Source organism: Halomonas sp. A3H3, assembly GCF_000982975.1.
GTDB classification, from domain to species: Bacteria; Pseudomonadota; Gammaproteobacteria; order Pseudomonadales; family Halomonadaceae; genus Vreelandella; species Vreelandella titanicae.
The window spans coordinates 355599-371915 of record NZ_HG423343.1; the positions used below are offsets into that span (position 1 = coordinate 355599).

General features: G+C 56.0%; 16 protein-coding genes. 7 read left to right on the top strand and 9 right to left on the bottom strand.

Features of this window, described 5'->3' with window-relative positions; genetic code table 11:
• Positions 1-57 precede the first annotated feature (57 nt).
• From cyoE to HALA3H3_RS01620, 6 genes are all read right to left on the bottom strand, one after another.
• The gene (cyoE, locus tag HALA3H3_RS01595) at positions 58-981 is read right to left on the bottom strand and encodes a heme o synthase (protein ID WP_022520635.1); all 924 of its coding nucleotides are present in this window, start codon (positions 979-981) and stop codon (positions 58-60) included.
• Entirely contained in the window at positions 939-1259 is a 321-nt protein-coding gene (gene cyoD / locus HALA3H3_RS01600) for a cytochrome o ubiquinol oxidase subunit IV (protein ID WP_022520636.1), read from the bottom strand. Before cyoD ends, cyoE begins: the two co-directional genes overlap by 43 nt.
• Before the next feature lies 1 nt (position 1260).
• Complete coding sequence (gene cyoC / locus HALA3H3_RS01605) at positions 1261-1881, bottom strand: cytochrome o ubiquinol oxidase subunit III (RefSeq protein WP_009287203.1); 621 nt, start codon at positions 1879-1881, stop codon at positions 1261-1263.
• Complete coding sequence (gene cyoB, locus HALA3H3_RS01610) at positions 1881-3875, bottom strand: cytochrome o ubiquinol oxidase subunit I (RefSeq protein ID WP_022520637.1); 1995 nt, start codon at positions 3873-3875, stop codon at positions 1881-1883. Before cyoB ends, cyoC begins: the two co-directional genes overlap by 1 nt.
• Before the next feature lie 3 nt (positions 3876-3878).
• Positions 3879-4886, bottom strand: coding sequence for a ubiquinol oxidase subunit II (cyoA, locus tag HALA3H3_RS01615; RefSeq protein ID WP_009287201.1), 1008 nt, complete (start codon positions 4884-4886; stop codon positions 3879-3881).
• Positions 4887-5231: 345 nt separating this feature from the next.
• Complete coding sequence (locus HALA3H3_RS01620; RefSeq protein WP_022520638.1) at positions 5232-6014, bottom strand: DeoR/GlpR family DNA-binding transcription regulator; 783 nt, start codon at positions 6012-6014, stop codon at positions 5232-5234.
• Between the two features lie 310 nt (positions 6015-6324).
• On the opposite strand from HALA3H3_RS01620, the gene HALA3H3_RS01625 reads away from it, so the two are divergent.
• The 7 genes from HALA3H3_RS01625 (at position 6325) to cdd (ending at position 13168) form a co-directional block, all read left to right on the top strand.
• On the top strand, positions 6325-7170 hold the full coding sequence (locus tag HALA3H3_RS01625) for an outer membrane protein OmpK (protein ID WP_022520639.1): 846 nt from the start codon (positions 6325-6327) through the stop codon (positions 7168-7170).
• 36 nt (positions 7171-7206) lie between these two features.
• Entirely contained in the window at positions 7207-8490 is a 1284-nt protein-coding gene (locus HALA3H3_RS01630) for a NupC/NupG family nucleoside CNT transporter (RefSeq protein ID WP_022520640.1), read from the top strand.
• Positions 8491-8575: 85 nt separating this feature from the next.
• Positions 8576-9370 carry a deoxyribose-phosphate aldolase gene (gene deoC / locus HALA3H3_RS01635; RefSeq protein WP_022520641.1) on the top strand — a complete coding sequence of 265 codons (795 nt, stop codon included), beginning with the start codon at positions 8576-8578 and terminating at the stop codon, positions 9368-9370.
• Positions 9370-10725, top strand: a complete 1356-nt coding sequence (gene deoA, locus HALA3H3_RS01640) for a thymidine phosphorylase (protein WP_022520642.1) — start codon at positions 9370-9372, stop codon at positions 10723-10725. The genes deoC and deoA overlap by 1 nt, the downstream gene beginning before the upstream one ends.
• On the top strand, positions 10722-11981 hold the full coding sequence (locus HALA3H3_RS01645; RefSeq protein ID WP_022520643.1) for a phosphopentomutase: 1260 nt from the start codon (positions 10722-10724) through the stop codon (positions 11979-11981). Before deoA ends, HALA3H3_RS01645 begins: the two co-directional genes overlap by 4 nt.
• Before the next feature lie 29 nt (positions 11982-12010).
• Positions 12011-12736: a purine-nucleoside phosphorylase gene (gene deoD, locus HALA3H3_RS01650; protein WP_008957683.1), complete on the top strand. Its 726-nt coding sequence runs from the start codon at positions 12011-12013 to the stop codon at positions 12734-12736.
• Between the two features lie 12 nt (positions 12737-12748).
• The gene (gene cdd / locus HALA3H3_RS01655) at positions 12749-13168 is read left to right on the top strand and encodes a cytidine deaminase (protein ID WP_022520644.1); all 420 of its coding nucleotides are present in this window, start codon (positions 12749-12751) and stop codon (positions 13166-13168) included.
• Here cdd and HALA3H3_RS01660 read toward each other — a convergent pair.
• The 3 genes from HALA3H3_RS01660 to HALA3H3_RS01670 form a co-directional block, all read right to left on the bottom strand.
• Entirely contained in the window at positions 13165-14154 is a 990-nt protein-coding gene (locus tag HALA3H3_RS01660) for a LacI family DNA-binding transcriptional regulator (RefSeq protein ID WP_022520645.1), read from the bottom strand. The two genes, cdd and HALA3H3_RS01660, sit on opposite strands and share 4 nt — an antisense overlap.
• A gap of 86 nt (positions 14155-14240) precedes the next feature.
• Complete coding sequence (locus tag HALA3H3_RS01665) at positions 14241-15290, bottom strand: Gfo/Idh/MocA family protein (RefSeq protein WP_022520646.1); 1050 nt, start codon at positions 15288-15290, stop codon at positions 14241-14243.
• Positions 15287-16066: a ThuA domain-containing protein gene (locus HALA3H3_RS01670; RefSeq protein ID WP_022520647.1), complete on the bottom strand. Its 780-nt coding sequence runs from the start codon at positions 16064-16066 to the stop codon at positions 15287-15289. Before HALA3H3_RS01670 ends, HALA3H3_RS01665 begins: the two co-directional genes overlap by 4 nt.
• Positions 16067-16317 lie beyond the last annotated feature (251 nt).

Consider the following 16317-nt stretch of genomic DNA (forward strand, 5'->3'; position numbering starts at 1 on the left):
GCCCCAAGCAGATAACTGCTTGGGGCGTTTTATTAACGACTTAACGGTATGTGAAGGCTAGACCAACATCGGCACCATCGATTCCAACACCATGACTAAACTCATCGCGGTGATGGTAAGAATAGAGACGCCAAACACCTTTTTGGCCCAGCGCACATCGTCATCTAAACGGTAGCCGCGCAGTGCCAAGTAGAGCCAGTAGCCGCCCATGGTCAGCGCCACGCACAGATACCCAGCGCCCGCTTGGCTGGCCAGCCCTAGCGCCAGCGAGGCGGGAATAAACGCCACAATGTAGCCAAGGATATGGTGTTTGGCCATTTTCACCCCGCGCACCACCGGCAGTACCGGAATCGATGCCCGTTGATAATCGGCGTAGCGGAAGATCGCAATCGCATAGGAGTGCGGCATCTGCCACAGGCAGAAAATCACCAGCAGCATAATGGCACCGCTGTCGAACTGACCGGTCACGGCGCAGTAGCCTACCACCGGCGGCATGGCGCCGGAGAGGCTGCCTACCAAGGTACCGTACTCCGAGCGGCGCTTCATATAGAGGCTATAAAGCCCCACATAAACGCCCCAGCCAATGACCGCCAAGGCAACGGTTAACCCGTTGGTGCCCAGCGCCAGACACACCACCCCCGACACACCCAGCAGCGCCGAAACGCCCAGTGCCTGGGTAATAGAGATGCTGCCTCTTACCAGGGGGCGATGGCGCGTACGCGCCATCAATGCATCAATATCGCGGTCAATAACGTTGTTACACGCACAGCCTGACGCGATGATTAATGCAATCCCCACCATGACCGAGACAAAGCTGAGCCACTCGAACTGCCCCTGGGCGGCGAGAAAATAGCCCCCCAGGGTGGCAATCAGGTTGCCGCCGATAATGCCCGGCTTGGTCAGCTCGAGCAGATCCCGCCAGCGGCTGGGCGCTGAGATTAGCCGATCATCATGTTGAGATGCAGATGCTGCATGATCCACAGCGAGCCTCCTACCACTAGGACGAGAATCGTCAGTGTGAAGACGAAGGACATCAGATTCCAGCCTTCGTCGGCTTTGGTACTCATGTGCATAAACATGACCAGTTGCACCAGTATCTGCAACACTGCGGTCACGGCTATCACAATCACGGTAGCCAATACGCTAAAAGCGCCACTCATCACCACCGCAAAAGGGATAATGGTCAGTATCAGCGACAACACCAGTCCTGTCACATACGACTTAACGCTGCCATGGGCATTGGTTGAACTTGCACTCATCTCACAACACTCCCATCAGATAGACGAATGAGAAGACACAGATCCAGACAATATCGAGGAAGTGCCAGAACAGGCTTAGGCACAAAATCCTCGGCCGAGTCATATCGTTCAACCCTTTGGTGTAAAGCTGTACCAGCATCACCAAAATCCAGATCATGCCAAACGTAACGTGCAACCCGTGAGTACCGACTAGGGTAAAGAAGGCCGATAAAAAGCCGCTACGGTCCGGACCGTACCCTTCATGGATCAGATGCTGGAATTCATAGACTTCCATCCCCAGGAAGCACAAGCCCAGTAGAAAGGTAATAATCAGCCACACTTTCACTTGGCCAACACGGTTGGCATGCATTGCCAAAACGCCCATACCGAAAGTGAAACTACTGATCAGCAGTGCAAAGGTTCCGAAAAGGATCAAAGGTAATTCAAAGATATCAGCGCCAGTTGGCCCACCCGCCGTGCCCTTCATCAGCACGGCGTAAGTGGCGAACAGTGACCCGAAGATCACCAAATCGCTCATTAAGTAGACCCAGAAACCAAACAATTTCGTGCCCGAGGCATCGTGATGCTCTTCTTCGTGCTCTACCGGGTGGTGCGAGCTATGATTTAGCGTATCTGTCGACATTACGCTTGCGCCTCCACGCCTAGTTTTTGTTCACATTTGAGTTGATGCTCACGTTCGATTCGCTCAACTTCAGCAGCGGGAACGTAGTAGTCGATATCGTCGTTAAATACCCGTGCCATAAAGCTGATGAATACACCCACGGCGCCGACGCCGGCTAACCACCAGATATGCCACACCAGCGCAAAGCCGATGACCAGCGCAAAGAAGCTGATAACTGGCCCGGCCACGGTATTACGAGGCATATGAATATCGGTATAGGGGGCTTCTTCAAGCTGCTCTTCGCTACGCTGCTTTTGCGACCAGAAGCTGTCGATATCGCCCACTTCCGGCAGACGTGCAAAGTTGTAGAACGGCGCTGGAGAAGAGGTTGACCACTCCAAGGTGCGGCCATTCCAGGGGTCGCCGGTGACATCAGCGTTCTGTTTGCGGTCACGAATACTCACCCAGAACTGGATGATGGTGCAGACAATGCCCAGCATAATGATTACCGCGCCTACCCAAGCCAGAATCATCCACGGCTGCCATTCGGGGTTGGCGTAGGACTGCATGCGGCGCACGGCACCAAAGAAGGCCAGTACGTAAAGCGGCATAAAGGCGACGTAGAAGCCGATAAACCAGCACCAGAACGACCGCTTTCCCCACTTTTCGTTCAAAGTGAAACCGAACGCTTTGGGGAACCAATAGGTAAGCCCCGCCATCATGCCGAACACCACGCCGCCGATAATAACGTTGTGGAAGTGCGCAATAACGAACAGGCTGTTATGCAACACAAAGTTAGCTGCGGGCACCGCCAGCATAACGCCGGTCATACCGCCTAGGGTAAAGGTGATAATAAAGCCCAGCGTCCATAGCACCGGCGAAGTGAGTTCCAGGCTGCCGCGGAACATGGTGAACAGCCAGTTGAACACTTTCACCCCGGTAGGAATGGCGATGATCATTGTCATAATGCCGAAGAAGGCGTTGACGTTGGCGCCCGCCCCCATGGTGAAAAAGTGGTGCAACCAAACCACAAACGAGAGCAAGGTGATCGAAATGGTCGCCCACACCATGGTGGCGTAGCCGAACAGCCGCTTACGGGCAAAGGTCGCAATCACTTCAGAGAACACGCCGAAGGCTGGCAGAATCAGGATATAAACTTCCGGGTGGCCCCAGGCCCAGATGAGATTGACGTACATCATCATGTTGCCGCCAAAATCATTGGTAAAGAAGTGCATACCCAAATAGCGATCCAGCGTTAGCAGCGCGATGGTCGCGGTCAAAATTGGGAAGGAAGCAATGATCAGCACGTTGGCGCACAGCGAGGTCCAGGTGAAGATCGGCATGCGGAACATCGTCATGCCTTTGGTGCGCATTTTAATGATGGTCACGAAAAAGTTAATACCGGTCAGCGTGGTGCCTATACCGGATATCTGCAACGCCCATATCCAGTAGTCGACCCCCACCCCGGGACTAAACTCGATCCCCGATAACGGCGCGTAAGCTAGCCAGCCGGTTTTGGCGAATTCGCCCACCACCAGCGAGATATTGACCAGTATCGCGGAGACCGCAAACAGCCAAAAGCTTAAGTTATTCAGGAAAGGGAAAGCAACGTCGCGGGCACCAATTTGCAGCGGCACCACCAGGTTCATCAAGCCGATGACCATGGGCATGGCGACAAAGAAGATCATAATCACGCCGTGGGCGGTAAAGATCTGGTCGTAGTGTTCGGGGGGTAAATAGCCCGCTGCATCCCCGGCGGCCATCGCCAGCTGGGTGCGCATCATTATCGCATCCGAGAAGCCGCGCAGCAGCATCACCAGAGCGACGATGAAATACATAATGCCGAGCTTTTTATGGTCAACGGAGGTAAACCACTCGTTCCACAGCCAGCCCCACTTACGGTAATAGGTGATTAAACCAAACAGTGCGATCCCACCAATGGCCATAAAGGCCGCGACGACCATGATGATCGGCTCGTGGTAGGGAATTGACTCTAACGTGAGTTTTCCAAACACGGCTTAACCTCCCACTTCTACGCTAGAGGAGTGGCTGCGCATGGCATTATCCTGACTAGCATGGTTGTTAGTGACATGACCTGATTCGGCCGCGTGATCGGCAGTCTTCTCATTTTCGCCATCGTGGGAGTCAGCATGATCGCCGCCCATCTGATGCTCGCCGCCGGTATGGAAGCTTCGTAAGATGCTTTCATACAGCGATGGTGAAATGGCTGAGAAGTACTCAACCGGATTCGATTCGCTAGGTTCCGCCAACGCTTCATAACCTTCTGGGTAGGTCAGCGTTTGTGGAGCAGCGCGTACCGTTTCCACCCAGGCGTCAAAATCCTCGGGGTTGGTCACCTTGGCTTCAAAGGTCATGCCAGAGAAGCCCGCGCCACTGTAGTTGGTGGAACGACCAGGGTAGCTACCAATTTCATCGGCGATGAGATGGACATCGTTATCCATGCCCGCCATGGCATAAATCTGGCTGCCAAGATGGGGGATAAAGAAAGCGTTCATCACTGAGCCTGAGCTGACCCGAAAGCGCACCGGTGTATCTACCGGAAAGGCCACTTCGTTAACACTGGCAATACCCTGCTCGGGGTAGATAAACAGCCACTTCCAATCAAGCGCCACCGCCTGTATTTCGATCGGCGCCACATCGCTTTCCAGCGGTTTGTGGGGATCAAGGCTATGGGAGGTCTTCCAGGTCAACAGGGCGAGCACCGCGATAATCGCACAGGGCACGATCCACACCACCGCTTCAATCACGTTGGAGTGCGCCCAATCAGGCGTGTATTTAGCCAGGCTATTACTACGCCGGTAACGCCAGCCAAACAGCAGCGTCATGACAATCACAGGAATAACTACAATCAACATTAGGCCAAAGGCGGTCAGAATCAGTGTGCGCTGCTCAGCGCCAATCTGGCCTTTTGGGTCTAGCAGCGCTGAACTACAGCCTGCTAGAAACAGACACAGCGCAAGGAGCACTAGAGTGCCTCGCCTGCGCCAAAGTGAGCGTCGTTGCATGGTGTGATCTCGTCAGAGGTTGTTTAAAACACTAGCTAGCCATGTCGCCCTTCTACATAGCAGGCTAACTACCACCCCATACTCTTCCCAAAACATGCTCTGCATGGCGCTCTTGAAAACGTGCTAGGAAAACGCTCTCAAGGACAGTGCACACGTGACGCTGGGCGCCATTGCTCCGGGAAAAATATGCGTCGCCGGATGGGAATTGGCGACGAGCCTCGCTGGCCTAAGCACTAAAGGCTTAAGCAGTTAAGACTAAAGTATTTTCTATTGATCGAGATCATGAAAGAAGTGGCGCATTGCCGCACCCAAGGTATTGACTGGGATGAGCAAGGGGGAAATCGCTTACGCCACTGTGACGGTGGGAACCACTATCTCAGGTACAACGCGGCCATTTTTTTTAAGCAACTGCGGGGCGCCCTCTTCGTCGGTAACCACCACATCAAAATCGTCCAGAGCAGCGAAATAGGCCGGGCGAACTACGCTGAACTTACTGGCATCTACCACCAACAGGCGCTGCATAGCGGTGGCAATGGCAGCCTGTTTAGGAGCCACTTCGTGAAAGTGAAAGCAGCTAACACCACGCTCTAAATCCACCCCTGCAGCGGAGATCAGCGCCTTATTAATGCCTAACCGCTCGATAGCAGCAGTCATATTGTCGCTACCGAATGACTGCGAGGTGGCATAAAACAGCCCGCCTAGTAGCACCAAGCGCACGTTGGGCAGGGCGGCAACGGCATTGGCAACATTAAGCGCATAGGTCACTACCGTCAGCTCTCGGAAATGACTTAACTGGCTCAGCAGCGGCATTAGCGTTGAGCCGCAGTCGATAAACAGCGTATCGCCCTCTTCTATGTAAGCTAACGCCCGCTGACAAAGCCGATACTTGGCCTGGTAGTGGCTAGCCTGCTGTTCGGTCAAGTCATAAATAGGCGTTACGCCAGGGTAGTTTGCCATCACTAGGCGTCCACCCAGCAGGCTAATGGCAGTATCCTGAGTCGTCAGATCGCGACGGATGGTCATTTCGGAAACATCGCATAGCTCTGCGGCATCGCGCAGATGAAGAGTACCGCCACTGGCAAGCGCTTCCTGAAGCTTGGCAAGGCGCAGCGCACTACGGCCATTCATGGTGGGCATCTCCTGGCAAACCCCTCTTGTTGTGATTTTCGCAACGAGAGCATCGGTGTTGCGTCCATTTTCATTTCTATGCTGAGCGAGCGGCGGCGTAATTTCCACTGCTACGACGGCTATTGGTGCTATTAGTGCCACAATGAGAGCCATATGACATTTAAATAGCGTTGATGTGACAACTCTTGCAAATCAACGTTAGATAAATAACACTAAATGTTATAATTTTAACATTAACGCCAGCCCGCACGACTACAACCTCGGATAGCCACACCCAAGTGGCTCCGCGACAACCAATGTTGAGGCTCTCATGACTGCTCGTACACACTCTCGCCCCCCTTCGTCTAAGATCGCGCTTGGCGCTGGCGTATTAGGGGCCATACTCACTACGCCGCTAATGGCAGACGAGGCTGCTCAGTCGCATCCTCTAGATCGACTGTGGTCATTCGCCAACGTTTCGGTTAACTACCTGGACTGGTCAAACGGCACCGAGGCGCGCACCGCTTCCAACGCGGCGAAAAGCGACTTTATGTTTCTCGAAATCGAAGGCGGCGCTGGCTTTAGCTGGGGCGAGTTCTACGGCTTCTTTGATTTCGAGAACCCCACCAACGACCAGTTCGATGAGTCCAGCGGTGGTAAAGACAACTTCCGCACCGCGGGTAAAGTGACCTCACACATTTACCTGGGTGACAGCTCGCTGTCGATTTACGCCCACCTGTATGACTTCCGTGATTACGGTTATGACAGCCGCGAGCAGGATCAGATTCTTGGTTTGGGTTACCGCACTACCTTCGACAATGGCCTGTGGTTCAAGCCCTTTATCGGTGCTGCGCGGGTACAAAGTAACAGCTATACCGGCATGAACGGCTATATGGCAGGCTGGGTCGCGGGTTATGATTTCACTGCACTCAACCAGGACTTCAGCGTCACCAACTGGCACGAACAGACCTTTGGTCGCGACGATGAGTATCTGGAGCAGAACTACGTGGGCGATACAGCGGGCAGTGTAGGCACCAACGGTGCACTGAGCCTATGGTGGCATCCGAGTGATTTGATCACCACTGGCATTCAGTATCGCTACTCTGACAATAAGTTGGGCACCCCCAACAATTATCAGAATGCGATGATCTACTCCGTCAAGCTCAACTTACTATAAACGCGCTTCTTACTCGCGGACTCGAAGGATCTCCTTATGACACTCCTTATGAGCTTGGTAGGCATGGTCACTCTGGTGGCCATTGCCCTGATCTTCTCCTACGACCGTAAATCGATCCGGCTGCGTACCGTGCTGGGCGCCTTTGCTATCCAGGCGGGTATCGGTGCCTTTGTACTTTACGTGCCGTTTGGCCAAGCGGTGCTGCAGGCCATTTCGTCCGGTGTTAGCCAAATATTGGTGTATGCCAACGACGGTATCGGCTTTCTGTTCGGTGGCTTAGCCGATGTGGATAATGTCGGCTTTGTATTCGCCATCAAAGTACTCCCCGTCATTATCTTCTTCTCCTCGCTAATCGCCGTGCTCTACTACATCGGCATTATGCAGTGGGTGATTCGCATCTTAGGTGGTGCCCTGCAAAAAGCCCTGGGCACCTCACGGACTGAATCACTTTCCGCAACGGCAAATATTTTCGTCGGCCAGACCGAAGCGCCGCTGGTGGTGCGCCCGTTTATCGCCCGCATGACGCCTTCGCAGCTGTTTGCCGTTATGTGTGGTGGTCTGGCGTCGGTCGCCGGTTCAGTATTGGCGGGCTACGCCGCGCTGGGTATTCCCATGGAGTACTTGGTAGCGGCCTCCTTTATGGCGGCGCCGGGCGGGTTGCTGTTCGCCAAGCTGATCATGCCGGAAACCCAAGACGTTACCGACAGCGACAGCGTTACCAAGGCGGAAGAAGAGATTGAAGCCCTGGAAGATAAACCTGCCAACGTACTGGATGCTGCTGCATCGGGCGCTACCTCGGGTTTAATGCTGGCCGCCAACGTGGGCGCGATGCTGCTGGCATTTATCGCCCTGATTGCCCTGATCAACGGCATCCTGGGTGGCATTGGCGGCTGGGTGGGCTTTGAATCGCTGAGCCTGGAGCTGATCCTGGGCTGGCTGTTTGCCCCGCTTGCCTTCCTGTTGGGTGTACCCTGGGAAGAAGCGACGCTGGCTGGCTCATTCATTGGCCAAAAATTAGTGGTCAACGAGTTTGTCGCCTACATCAACCTAGCGCCTTACATTGATGGGGAACAGGTGGTGGCTGCGACGGGTCAGATGATGACACCGCACACCATGGCGATCCTCTCTTTTGCGCTGTGTGGCTTTGCGAACCTCTCCTCCATTGCGATTCTGCTGGGTGGCCTGGGTAGCATTGCCCCTACCCGCCGCAAAGAGATTGCTCGTTTTGGCGTCAAAGCCGTATTGGCCGGTACACTGTCCAACTTGATGTCGGCCTCGATTGCTGGCTTCTTTATCGCCCTAAGTAACGTCACTGCTTAACGCAGCGGGTTTTACTGAAGGTGGCGGGCACTGCGGCTTTATCCGCAGTGCCCGTTTTTATCTTTTACTGATTTGTGAGAATTCCATGACTGCGACCGCCTCCCCCCATATCGTCCAAGCCGCCCGCCAAGCACTCACCCTCATGGATCTGACGAGCCTGAACGACAACGACACGGACAGCACCATTGAAGCGCTCTGCCAGCAGGTGAAAACGCCCTTTGGCACCCCTGCCGCGGTCTGCGTATACCCACAGTTTATTGTCACCGCCCAGCGTGCCCTTACGGCTCACAAGCTAAACGAGCAGGTGAAGATCGCCACGGTCACCAATTTCCCTAATGGCGACGACGACATTATGGCCGCCGCCCGTGAAACCCGCGATGCGGTTGCCTCCGGCGCCCATGAAGTTGATGTGGTATTTCCCTACCGCGCGTTGATGGCAGGCGACGAAGAGACCGGCCTTGAGCTGGTAGAAATGTGCAAAGCCGCCTGCGCTGGTCAAGCACTGCTCAAAGTGATCATTGAGTCCGGCGAGCTCAAAGAACCTGCGCTGATCAAACGCGCCAGCGAACTGGCCATTGAAGGCGGTGCGGATTTCATTAAAACCTCGACCGGCAAAGTAGCTGTTAACGCTACACTGGAAGCCGCAGAAATTATGCTCAAAGCCATCAAGGCCAGTGGCCAAGACGTTGGTTTTAAAGCAGCAGGTGGCGTCAAAACCGCCGAAGACGCAGCAGAATATTTGGCTCTTGCTAACGATATTATGGGCTCAGGCTGGGCGACGCCCGCTCACTTCCGCTTTGGTGCCTCTAGCCTGCTGAGCAATCTGCTGGCTACGTTGACCGGCAACACCAACGCGGCCACCACTGACGGAGGTTACTAATGTCTGCCAACGCGACTAAACACACCCTGCTTCCCCAGGAGCTGATTCGCCTAAAGCGTGATAACCAGCCGCTGCCCGCGGAAGAGATTAAAGCCTTTGTGCAGGGCATTGCTGATGATCGCATCAGCGACGCCCAGATAGGCGCCTTCACCATGGCAGTATTTCTCAACGGCATGAGCCGTGAAGAAGTCGTTGCGCTGACCACCGCTACCCGCGACTCCGGCCACGTGATGCAGTGGAGCGACCTCAACCTGCCCGGCCCGATTGTCGATAAGCACTCCACCGGCGGCGTAGGCGATTTGGTTTCGTTGGTGCTCGGCCCCTGGGTGGCCGCCTGTGGTGCCTTTGTACCGATGATTTCCGGTCGCGGCTTAGGTCACACTGGCGGCACCCTGGATAAACTCGAATCAATCCCCGGCTACGACCCCTACCCCGCACCAGAGCGTTTCCGCGAGGTGGTTAAATCCACTGGCGTAGCGATTATTGGCCAAACGGGTGATCTCGCCCCCGCCGACAAGCGCATCTACGGCGTGCGTGATGTGACCGCCACGGTGGAATCGATTCCGCTGATTACCGCCTCTATTCTAGGCAAGAAGCTAGCCTCCGGACTGGATGCGCTGGTGATGGACGTTAAAGTCGGCAGCGGCGCTTTTATGCCCACGCCAGAAAAATCCCGCGAACTGGCCAAAAGCATCGCCAATGTGGCCACCCAGGCAGGCACGCCCACCACCGCCCTGCTCACCGATATGAGTCAGCCGCTGGCGCCCTGCGCCGGTAACGCCGTAGAGATCGTTGAGACTCTGGCCCTGCTGCGTGGCGACCGCCCCAACAGCCGCGTGATGCAAGTCACCCGTGAACTGGCCGTAGAAATGCTGATCGCCGGCAGGCTCGCAGGCTCACGTGAAGAAGCGCTTACTCAGCTTGAGAAGGCGCTAACCTCTGGCGCAGCTGCTGAAGTATTCGCCCGCATGGTGCACGAACTCGGTGGCCCCAGCGACTTTATGGAACGCTCAGAGCACTACCTGGCCAAGGCCGACGTTATTAAACCCGTGTATGCCGAGCAAGCCGGTGTGGTCCAATGTATTGATACCCGCGCTGTAGGTATGAGCGTGGTGGAGCTGGGCGGTGGTCGCCTGCGCAACGACGCCAGCGTCGATCACAGTGTCGGCTTTACGGATATCGTCGAAATCGGCGAAAGCGTGGATAGCCAGCGCCCCATTGCGACGGTTCACGCCCGCAGTGAAGCCGCCGCTGAACGTGCCGCCGAACAGCTGCGCGCGGCGTTTTCGATTGGCGAAGGTACGGCCAGCGCCGACACCCTGCTACAAGACACTTTCCGTGGAGAAACCTTATGAGCCGCGCGATTGTACTGGTACTTGACTCCTTTGGGATTGGCGCCGCCCCGGATGCCGCGACCTTCGGTGATGAAGGGTCCGATACTCTGGGCCATATCGCCGCTGCCTGCGCCCGTGGCGAAGCGGATAACGCCAACCGTTCAGGGCCGCTGAAACTGCCCAATATGGCCAAGCTGGGGCTATTTCACGCCCACCGCGATGCCACGGGCAGCGTTGCCGAAGGCGTCACGCTGCCGGATAGTCTGGAAGGTGCTTACGCCCACGCCAAAGAAATTTCCAGCGGCAAAGATACCCCCTCCGGCCATTGGGAAATTGCCGGTGTCCCGGTACGCTTTGAGTGGGGCTACTTTCTGGATAAAACCGACAGTTTCCCCCTTGAGCTGCTCGACGCCATCGTGCAAGAAGCCGATCTCACTGGGGTGATTGGCAACTGCCACGCCTCTGGCACCGAGATCATCGCCCGCCTGGGTGAAGAGCATATAGCCACCGGCAAGCCCATCGTTTATACCTCGGCGGATTCGGTGTTTCAGATCGCCGCTCACGAAGAGCATTTCGGCCTTGAACGGCTTTATAAGCTGTGCGAAACCGTCCGCGAGCTGCTGGAGCCTTATAACATTGGCCGCGTCATTGCGCGTCCGTTTATTGGCGAAGACAGCACCACTTTCGCCCGCACCGGCAACCGCCGCGACTACAGCGTTGAGCCGCCCTCGCCCACCGTACTGCAAAAGCTCGCCGATGCCGGTGGCGAAGTGGTCTCGATTGGTAAAATCGCCGATATCTACGCCCACTGCGGCATTACCCACAAGGTAAAAGCCAGCGGCCATGACGCACTCATGGACGCCACCCTCAGAGAGATCGAGCGCACCAACCAACGCGGCTTTGACAAGAAAAATCAGGGCGAGCACGCCATGATCATGACCAACTTTGTCGATTTTGACTCGGTCTATGGTCACCGCCGGGACGTGCCGGGCTACGCCGCCGCGCTGGAAGATTTCGACGCCAAGCTACCTAAGCTCCTGGCTGCGCTAAGCGAAGATGATCTGCTGATTCTCACCGCCGATCACGGCTGCGACCCCAGTTGGCACGGCACCGAGCACACCCGCGAGTACATCCCCATTCTGGTACACGGCCCCGGCTTTACCCCCGGCCAGCTGGGCGAGCGCGGCACCTTTGCCGATATTGGCCAAACCCTGGCCGACTTTTTCCTGCTACCGGCCATGGCCGATGGCAAAAGCTTTCTACCCGACGCCGCTTAACGACTAGCGCCGCTTAAAGGAGACCTTTGATGGCAACCCCACATATTAACGCTGCTCCCGGTGATTTTGCCGATACCGTACTGATGCCCGGCGACCCGCTGCGCGCCAAATACATCGCCGATACTTACCTGGAGAATGTGCGTCAGGTCAACGACGTGCGCAACATGTTTGGTTATACCGGCACCTATAAAGGCCGCGAGATTTCCGTGATGGGCCACGGCATGGGCATTCCGTCGGTCTCCATCTATGCCAAAGAGCTGATCACCGACTACGGCGTTAAATCGCTGATTCGTGTGGGCTCCTGCGGCGCGGTGCGCGACGATGTCAACGTCCGCGATGTGGTCATCGGCATGGGCGCCAGCACCGACTCCAAGGTCAACCGCATGCGCTTTAACGACCACGACTTTGCTGCTATTGCCGACTTCGAACTGACTCAGCACGCGGTGGCTGCCGCCAAGGCCAAAAACGTGCCGGTCAAAGTGGGCAACATCTTCTCTGCAGACTTGTTCTACAACCCGCAAACCGAAATGGCTGAAATGCTCAAGCGCTACGGCATTGTCGGCGTCGAGATGGAAGCCGCAGGTCTTTACGGCGTCGCCGCTGAGTTTGGCGCCCGCGCCATGACCATCTGCACCGTATCGGATCACATCCTGAAAGGCGATTCGCTCTCCAGCGCAGACCGTCAAACTACCTTTGACGACATGATGCTGATTGCTTTGGACACCGTGTTACGCGACGACGCAGCCCGCGCTTAAGAGGAAGTTGTGATGAGTCAGCAAACGGATGAAGTATCAGAAGAGATCGTTGAGAAGTTATTCAGCGCGCGGGCTAACGCCTATGTGCCCTACTCAGCACACCCGGTGGCATCAGTAATGGTGACGCCGGATGGCCAGCAGTTTGCGGGCGCTAATGTGGAAGTGGCGCACTACAAAGGCCTGTGTGCTGAAGCCTCGGCCATTTCCGCCATGGTGACCGCAGGCCAACGCCAGCTGGCGACCGTCTACGTCATGGGCCCCGCTGATCACCTCTGTACGCCCTGCGGCGATTGTCGTCAGCGCATTCGCGAGTTCGCCACGCCAGAGACTCAGATCAAGGTGCTATCCGGCAGCGGCGAACTGCTCAAAACCTACACCATGGAAGCACTGCTCCCCGACGCCTTCGGGCCGGAGCAGTTGCCGCCGCGCTAACTCGTTTCCCGTAGCACCAGCGCCACCGGCAGCGATACGTGCCGGGGCGCTTCTCCCGTCCTCGCTTCTGCCAGTAGTGCCATGCTCGTCGCCGCTATCTCGGCAATATCCTGCCGTACGGTGGTGAGACCAGTGGCGAGGGTGGGCAGGTCATCAAAGCCTGTCACCGCGACCTGAAAAGGCACTTCAATCCCGCGGTCTTCCAGCGCGGCCACACAGCCCAACGCTAGTTCGTCGGTGGCGCATACCAGTGCATCAAAAGGCAGTGGTTGAGTGCCCTCTTCGTCTAAATAGCGATTTAGATAGCGATAGCTGTTAAGGGAGTCTGACGCGAAGCGGTGCGGTAGGCTGATCAAGCGTTCGGCAAACCCAGCCTCTGCCAACGCCCGCCGGTAGCCCTCCAAACGGCTATGCGGGCGCGGCACCTCTAGCTCACCACCCATAAAAGCCAACCGCTTGCGGCCCTGGCTAATAAGATAGCGGGTGACTTCATACAGCCCCTGCCTATCATCCGGGGCGACGGAAAAGCCCACCCCCGCCTCCCCTATACGCACAAAGGGAATCGCTGCAGCCTTTAGCAGAGCAGGGCGTTCATCATCGGGGGCTTCTCCAAGCAAAATGGCCGCCCCCGCGCGTTCGGGTAATTCAGCGGTTTGCTGGTGATTAAAGAACACCGGCACCATACCCTGCTGATGAAGGGCCACGGTAAGGTGCTGGTAGAGCAAGATATAGTAAGGGCGCAGCTCGATATCCTGACGGCCAAGAGAGATGCCTACCACCGCCGTTTTACCGCTTATTAGCTGACGAGCCGCGGCGCTGGGTTGGTAGGCCACTTCATGGCTAATCGCCAAAATCTTCTCACGCAGGGCGTCACTGAGCCCTGGCTTGCCGTTCAGGGCCCGGCTGACCGAGGCAATCGATACTTCGGCCCGCCGGGCAATTTCTCGAATGGTGGCCGTTTGGGCGCTTTGTTTGCTCTTTATCACCGAATCTCTCAACGACTATTTCCCGCCCTATCACTCATCTGGAAGGCTGTCAGTGTGCCGAAAAACGCCCTGTGTTGCGACGCTGATTACACTGCAATTTCCAGGCTGCGATCTTCCTGACTAGAGATAACACAGGCATCAAGAACGGTTTGAATCGCCGCCCCGCGGGCAAAGTCCGGCTGGTCGTTTTGACCACTGCGGATGCTTTCCACAAAACGCTGATAGATACTGGGTGTTGGTGGTGCCTTCACTGTGCTCCAGCGCGCCGGGTGAACGTCATCGTCCAAACACACCTGCACGTCGTCTTTTGAGGCGTCTAAATCGACGCGAATAGCACCTTTATCGCCGTGTACACTCAGGGTTAACGAGTTGTGATGCCCGGTCGCCCAGCGGGTGGCTTGAATGGTGCCCTTGGCCCCATTGGCAAAAGTCACTCGCATTAGCGCGGTGTCGTTGGCATCCAACAAATAGTCACCAACCCGGTTGTCTGGAGCTTTTTCAAAACAGGTCAGTTCGCAGTTAACGCGAGTAATATCGCCGATCGGAAAGCTGGCAAAATCAACAATGTGAACGCCCACATCGCCCAGTACACCTTTGCTGCCATGGGCTTCCGAGAGCCGCCATAGCCACTGGCTCTCCTGATCCCAGCGCCCCCACTCATTGCTGACCAGCCAACTTTGCCGATAGCTGGCATCTACGTGGCGAACTTGACCAATCGACCCAGCGGTAATCAGCGCGCGAGCGTGTTGAATGGCCGGGGCATCGCGATAGCTAAAATTGACCATATTGATGACCTTAGCGGCCTGCGCCGCTTGGGCCATTTCATGCGCATCATCCGCATTCGTCGCCAGCGGCTTTTCGCACAGGATATGCTTACCTGCGGTGATCGCGGCCAATGACGTGCGCTTATGAACACCATCTGGCGTGACGTTGCTAACGGCTTGGATATCCTCCCGCGCCAGCATAGCTTCCAGGTCGTCATACGCACCGGCGATACCAAAACGGCCAGCAAAGTCGCGGGCCTTGGCCAGCTCCATATCGCACACCGTCACCACTTCCACTCCCTCGATCCGGCTAAAGTGCTTGGCGTGTTCACCCGCCATACTGCCAGCGCCAATAATCGCTAAACGGATCATTTGAAGCCCTCCTCGCCAGGTTTATGCAGCCCTTCGCCTTTGACTTCCACCGGGTTGGGGGCCTGGTCGGCAGGAACATTGGGGCAGCTATCGATCCAGCGGGAGCCTTCCGGGCGCGCCCATTTCACAGCGTTCTTCAGCACGGTTTTTACCTGTTCGTTGTAATAGATCGGATAGGTTTCGTGACCTGGGCGGAAGTAGAAAATCTTGCCGTTGCCGCGCTTGTAGGTCAGCCCTGAACGGAATACCTCACCACCCTCAAAGGCGCTGATAAAGATCACTTCATCGGGGTTGGGCACCGCAAACGGCTCGCCGTACATTTCAGTATGCGGCAGCTCGATATAGTCGCCCAGGCCCTGAACGATAGGGTGACCAGGGTTAACGACCCACAGCCGCTCGCGCTCTCCCGCTTCCCGCCACTTGAGTGAGCAGGTCGTGCCCATCAGGCGTTTGAAGATTTTTGCGTAGTGCCCAGAATGCAGCACAATTAGCCCCATCCCCTGCAACACGCGCGCCTGCACGCGGTCGACGGTTTCCTCCAACACATCGCCATGGGCAGCGTGGCCCCACCACAGCAGCACATCGGTATTCTCGAGAGTCTCTTCACTTAAACCCTGTTCGGGATCTTGCAAGGTAACCGCGTTGGCGTGGATACCCTCCGCTTCGTTTAAACCTTCCGCGATGCAGTGATGCATACCTTCTGGATAAATTCGCGCCACGACCTCATTGGTTTGTTCGTGGACGTTTTCACCCCAAACGGTAACGTTAATGGTCATCTATTCTCCTTAGCCGTAGCCGGTTAACAGCACAAAAGCAGCTTAAAAGTGCTGCATAACCCACAAAGTAAACGCTTACCCTGTCGACGTAAACGTTTACTCATTTGCAACTTTAGTCGCTAACCCGTTTATAGTGTCTAGACCATCACCATTGGCATCGCGACGAAGTTATCCGTATTCTAAAACGCAACCTCGCGCTTTAGCGTGACTCACGATGCGTGTTTAATTATTTGCTTCTAACAACAGGCTGT

Bases quoted from the DNA above. Each gene is read 5' to 3' on its own strand.
- cyoD (WP_022520636.1), bottom strand. From the start codon at position 1,259: ATGAGTGCAAGTTCAACCAATGCCCATGGCAGCGTTAAGTCGTATGTG.
- cyoC (WP_009287203.1), bottom strand. From the start codon at position 1,881: ATGTCGACAGATACGCTAAATCATAGCTCGCACCACCCGGTAGAGCAC.
- cyoA (WP_009287201.1), bottom strand. From the start codon at position 4,886: ATGCAACGACGCTCACTTTGGCGCAGGCGAGGCACTCTAGTGCTCCTT.
- HALA3H3_RS01620 (WP_022520638.1), bottom strand. From the start codon at position 6,014: ATGAATGGCCGTAGTGCGCTGCGCCTTGCCAAGCTTCAGGAAGCGCTT.
- HALA3H3_RS01625 (WP_022520639.1), top strand. From the start codon at position 6,325: ATGACTGCTCGTACACACTCTCGCCCCCCTTCGTCTAAGATCGCGCTT.
- HALA3H3_RS01630 (WP_022520640.1), top strand. From the start codon at position 7,207: ATGACACTCCTTATGAGCTTGGTAGGCATGGTCACTCTGGTGGCCATT.
- deoC (WP_022520641.1), top strand. From the start codon at position 8,576: ATGACTGCGACCGCCTCCCCCCATATCGTCCAAGCCGCCCGCCAAGCA.
- deoA (WP_022520642.1), top strand. From the start codon at position 9,370: ATGTCTGCCAACGCGACTAAACACACCCTGCTTCCCCAGGAGCTGATT.
- HALA3H3_RS01645 (WP_022520643.1), top strand. From the start codon at position 10,722: ATGAGCCGCGCGATTGTACTGGTACTTGACTCCTTTGGGATTGGCGCC.
- deoD (WP_008957683.1), top strand. From the start codon at position 12,011: ATGGCAACCCCACATATTAACGCTGCTCCCGGTGATTTTGCCGATACC.
- cdd (WP_022520644.1), top strand. From the start codon at position 12,749: ATGAGTCAGCAAACGGATGAAGTATCAGAAGAGATCGTTGAGAAGTTA.
- HALA3H3_RS01665 (WP_022520646.1), bottom strand. From the start codon at position 15,290: ATGATCCGTTTAGCGATTATTGGCGCTGGCAGTATGGCGGGTGAACAC.
- HALA3H3_RS01670 (WP_022520647.1), bottom strand. From the start codon at position 16,066: ATGACCATTAACGTTACCGTTTGGGGTGAAAACGTCCACGAACAAACC.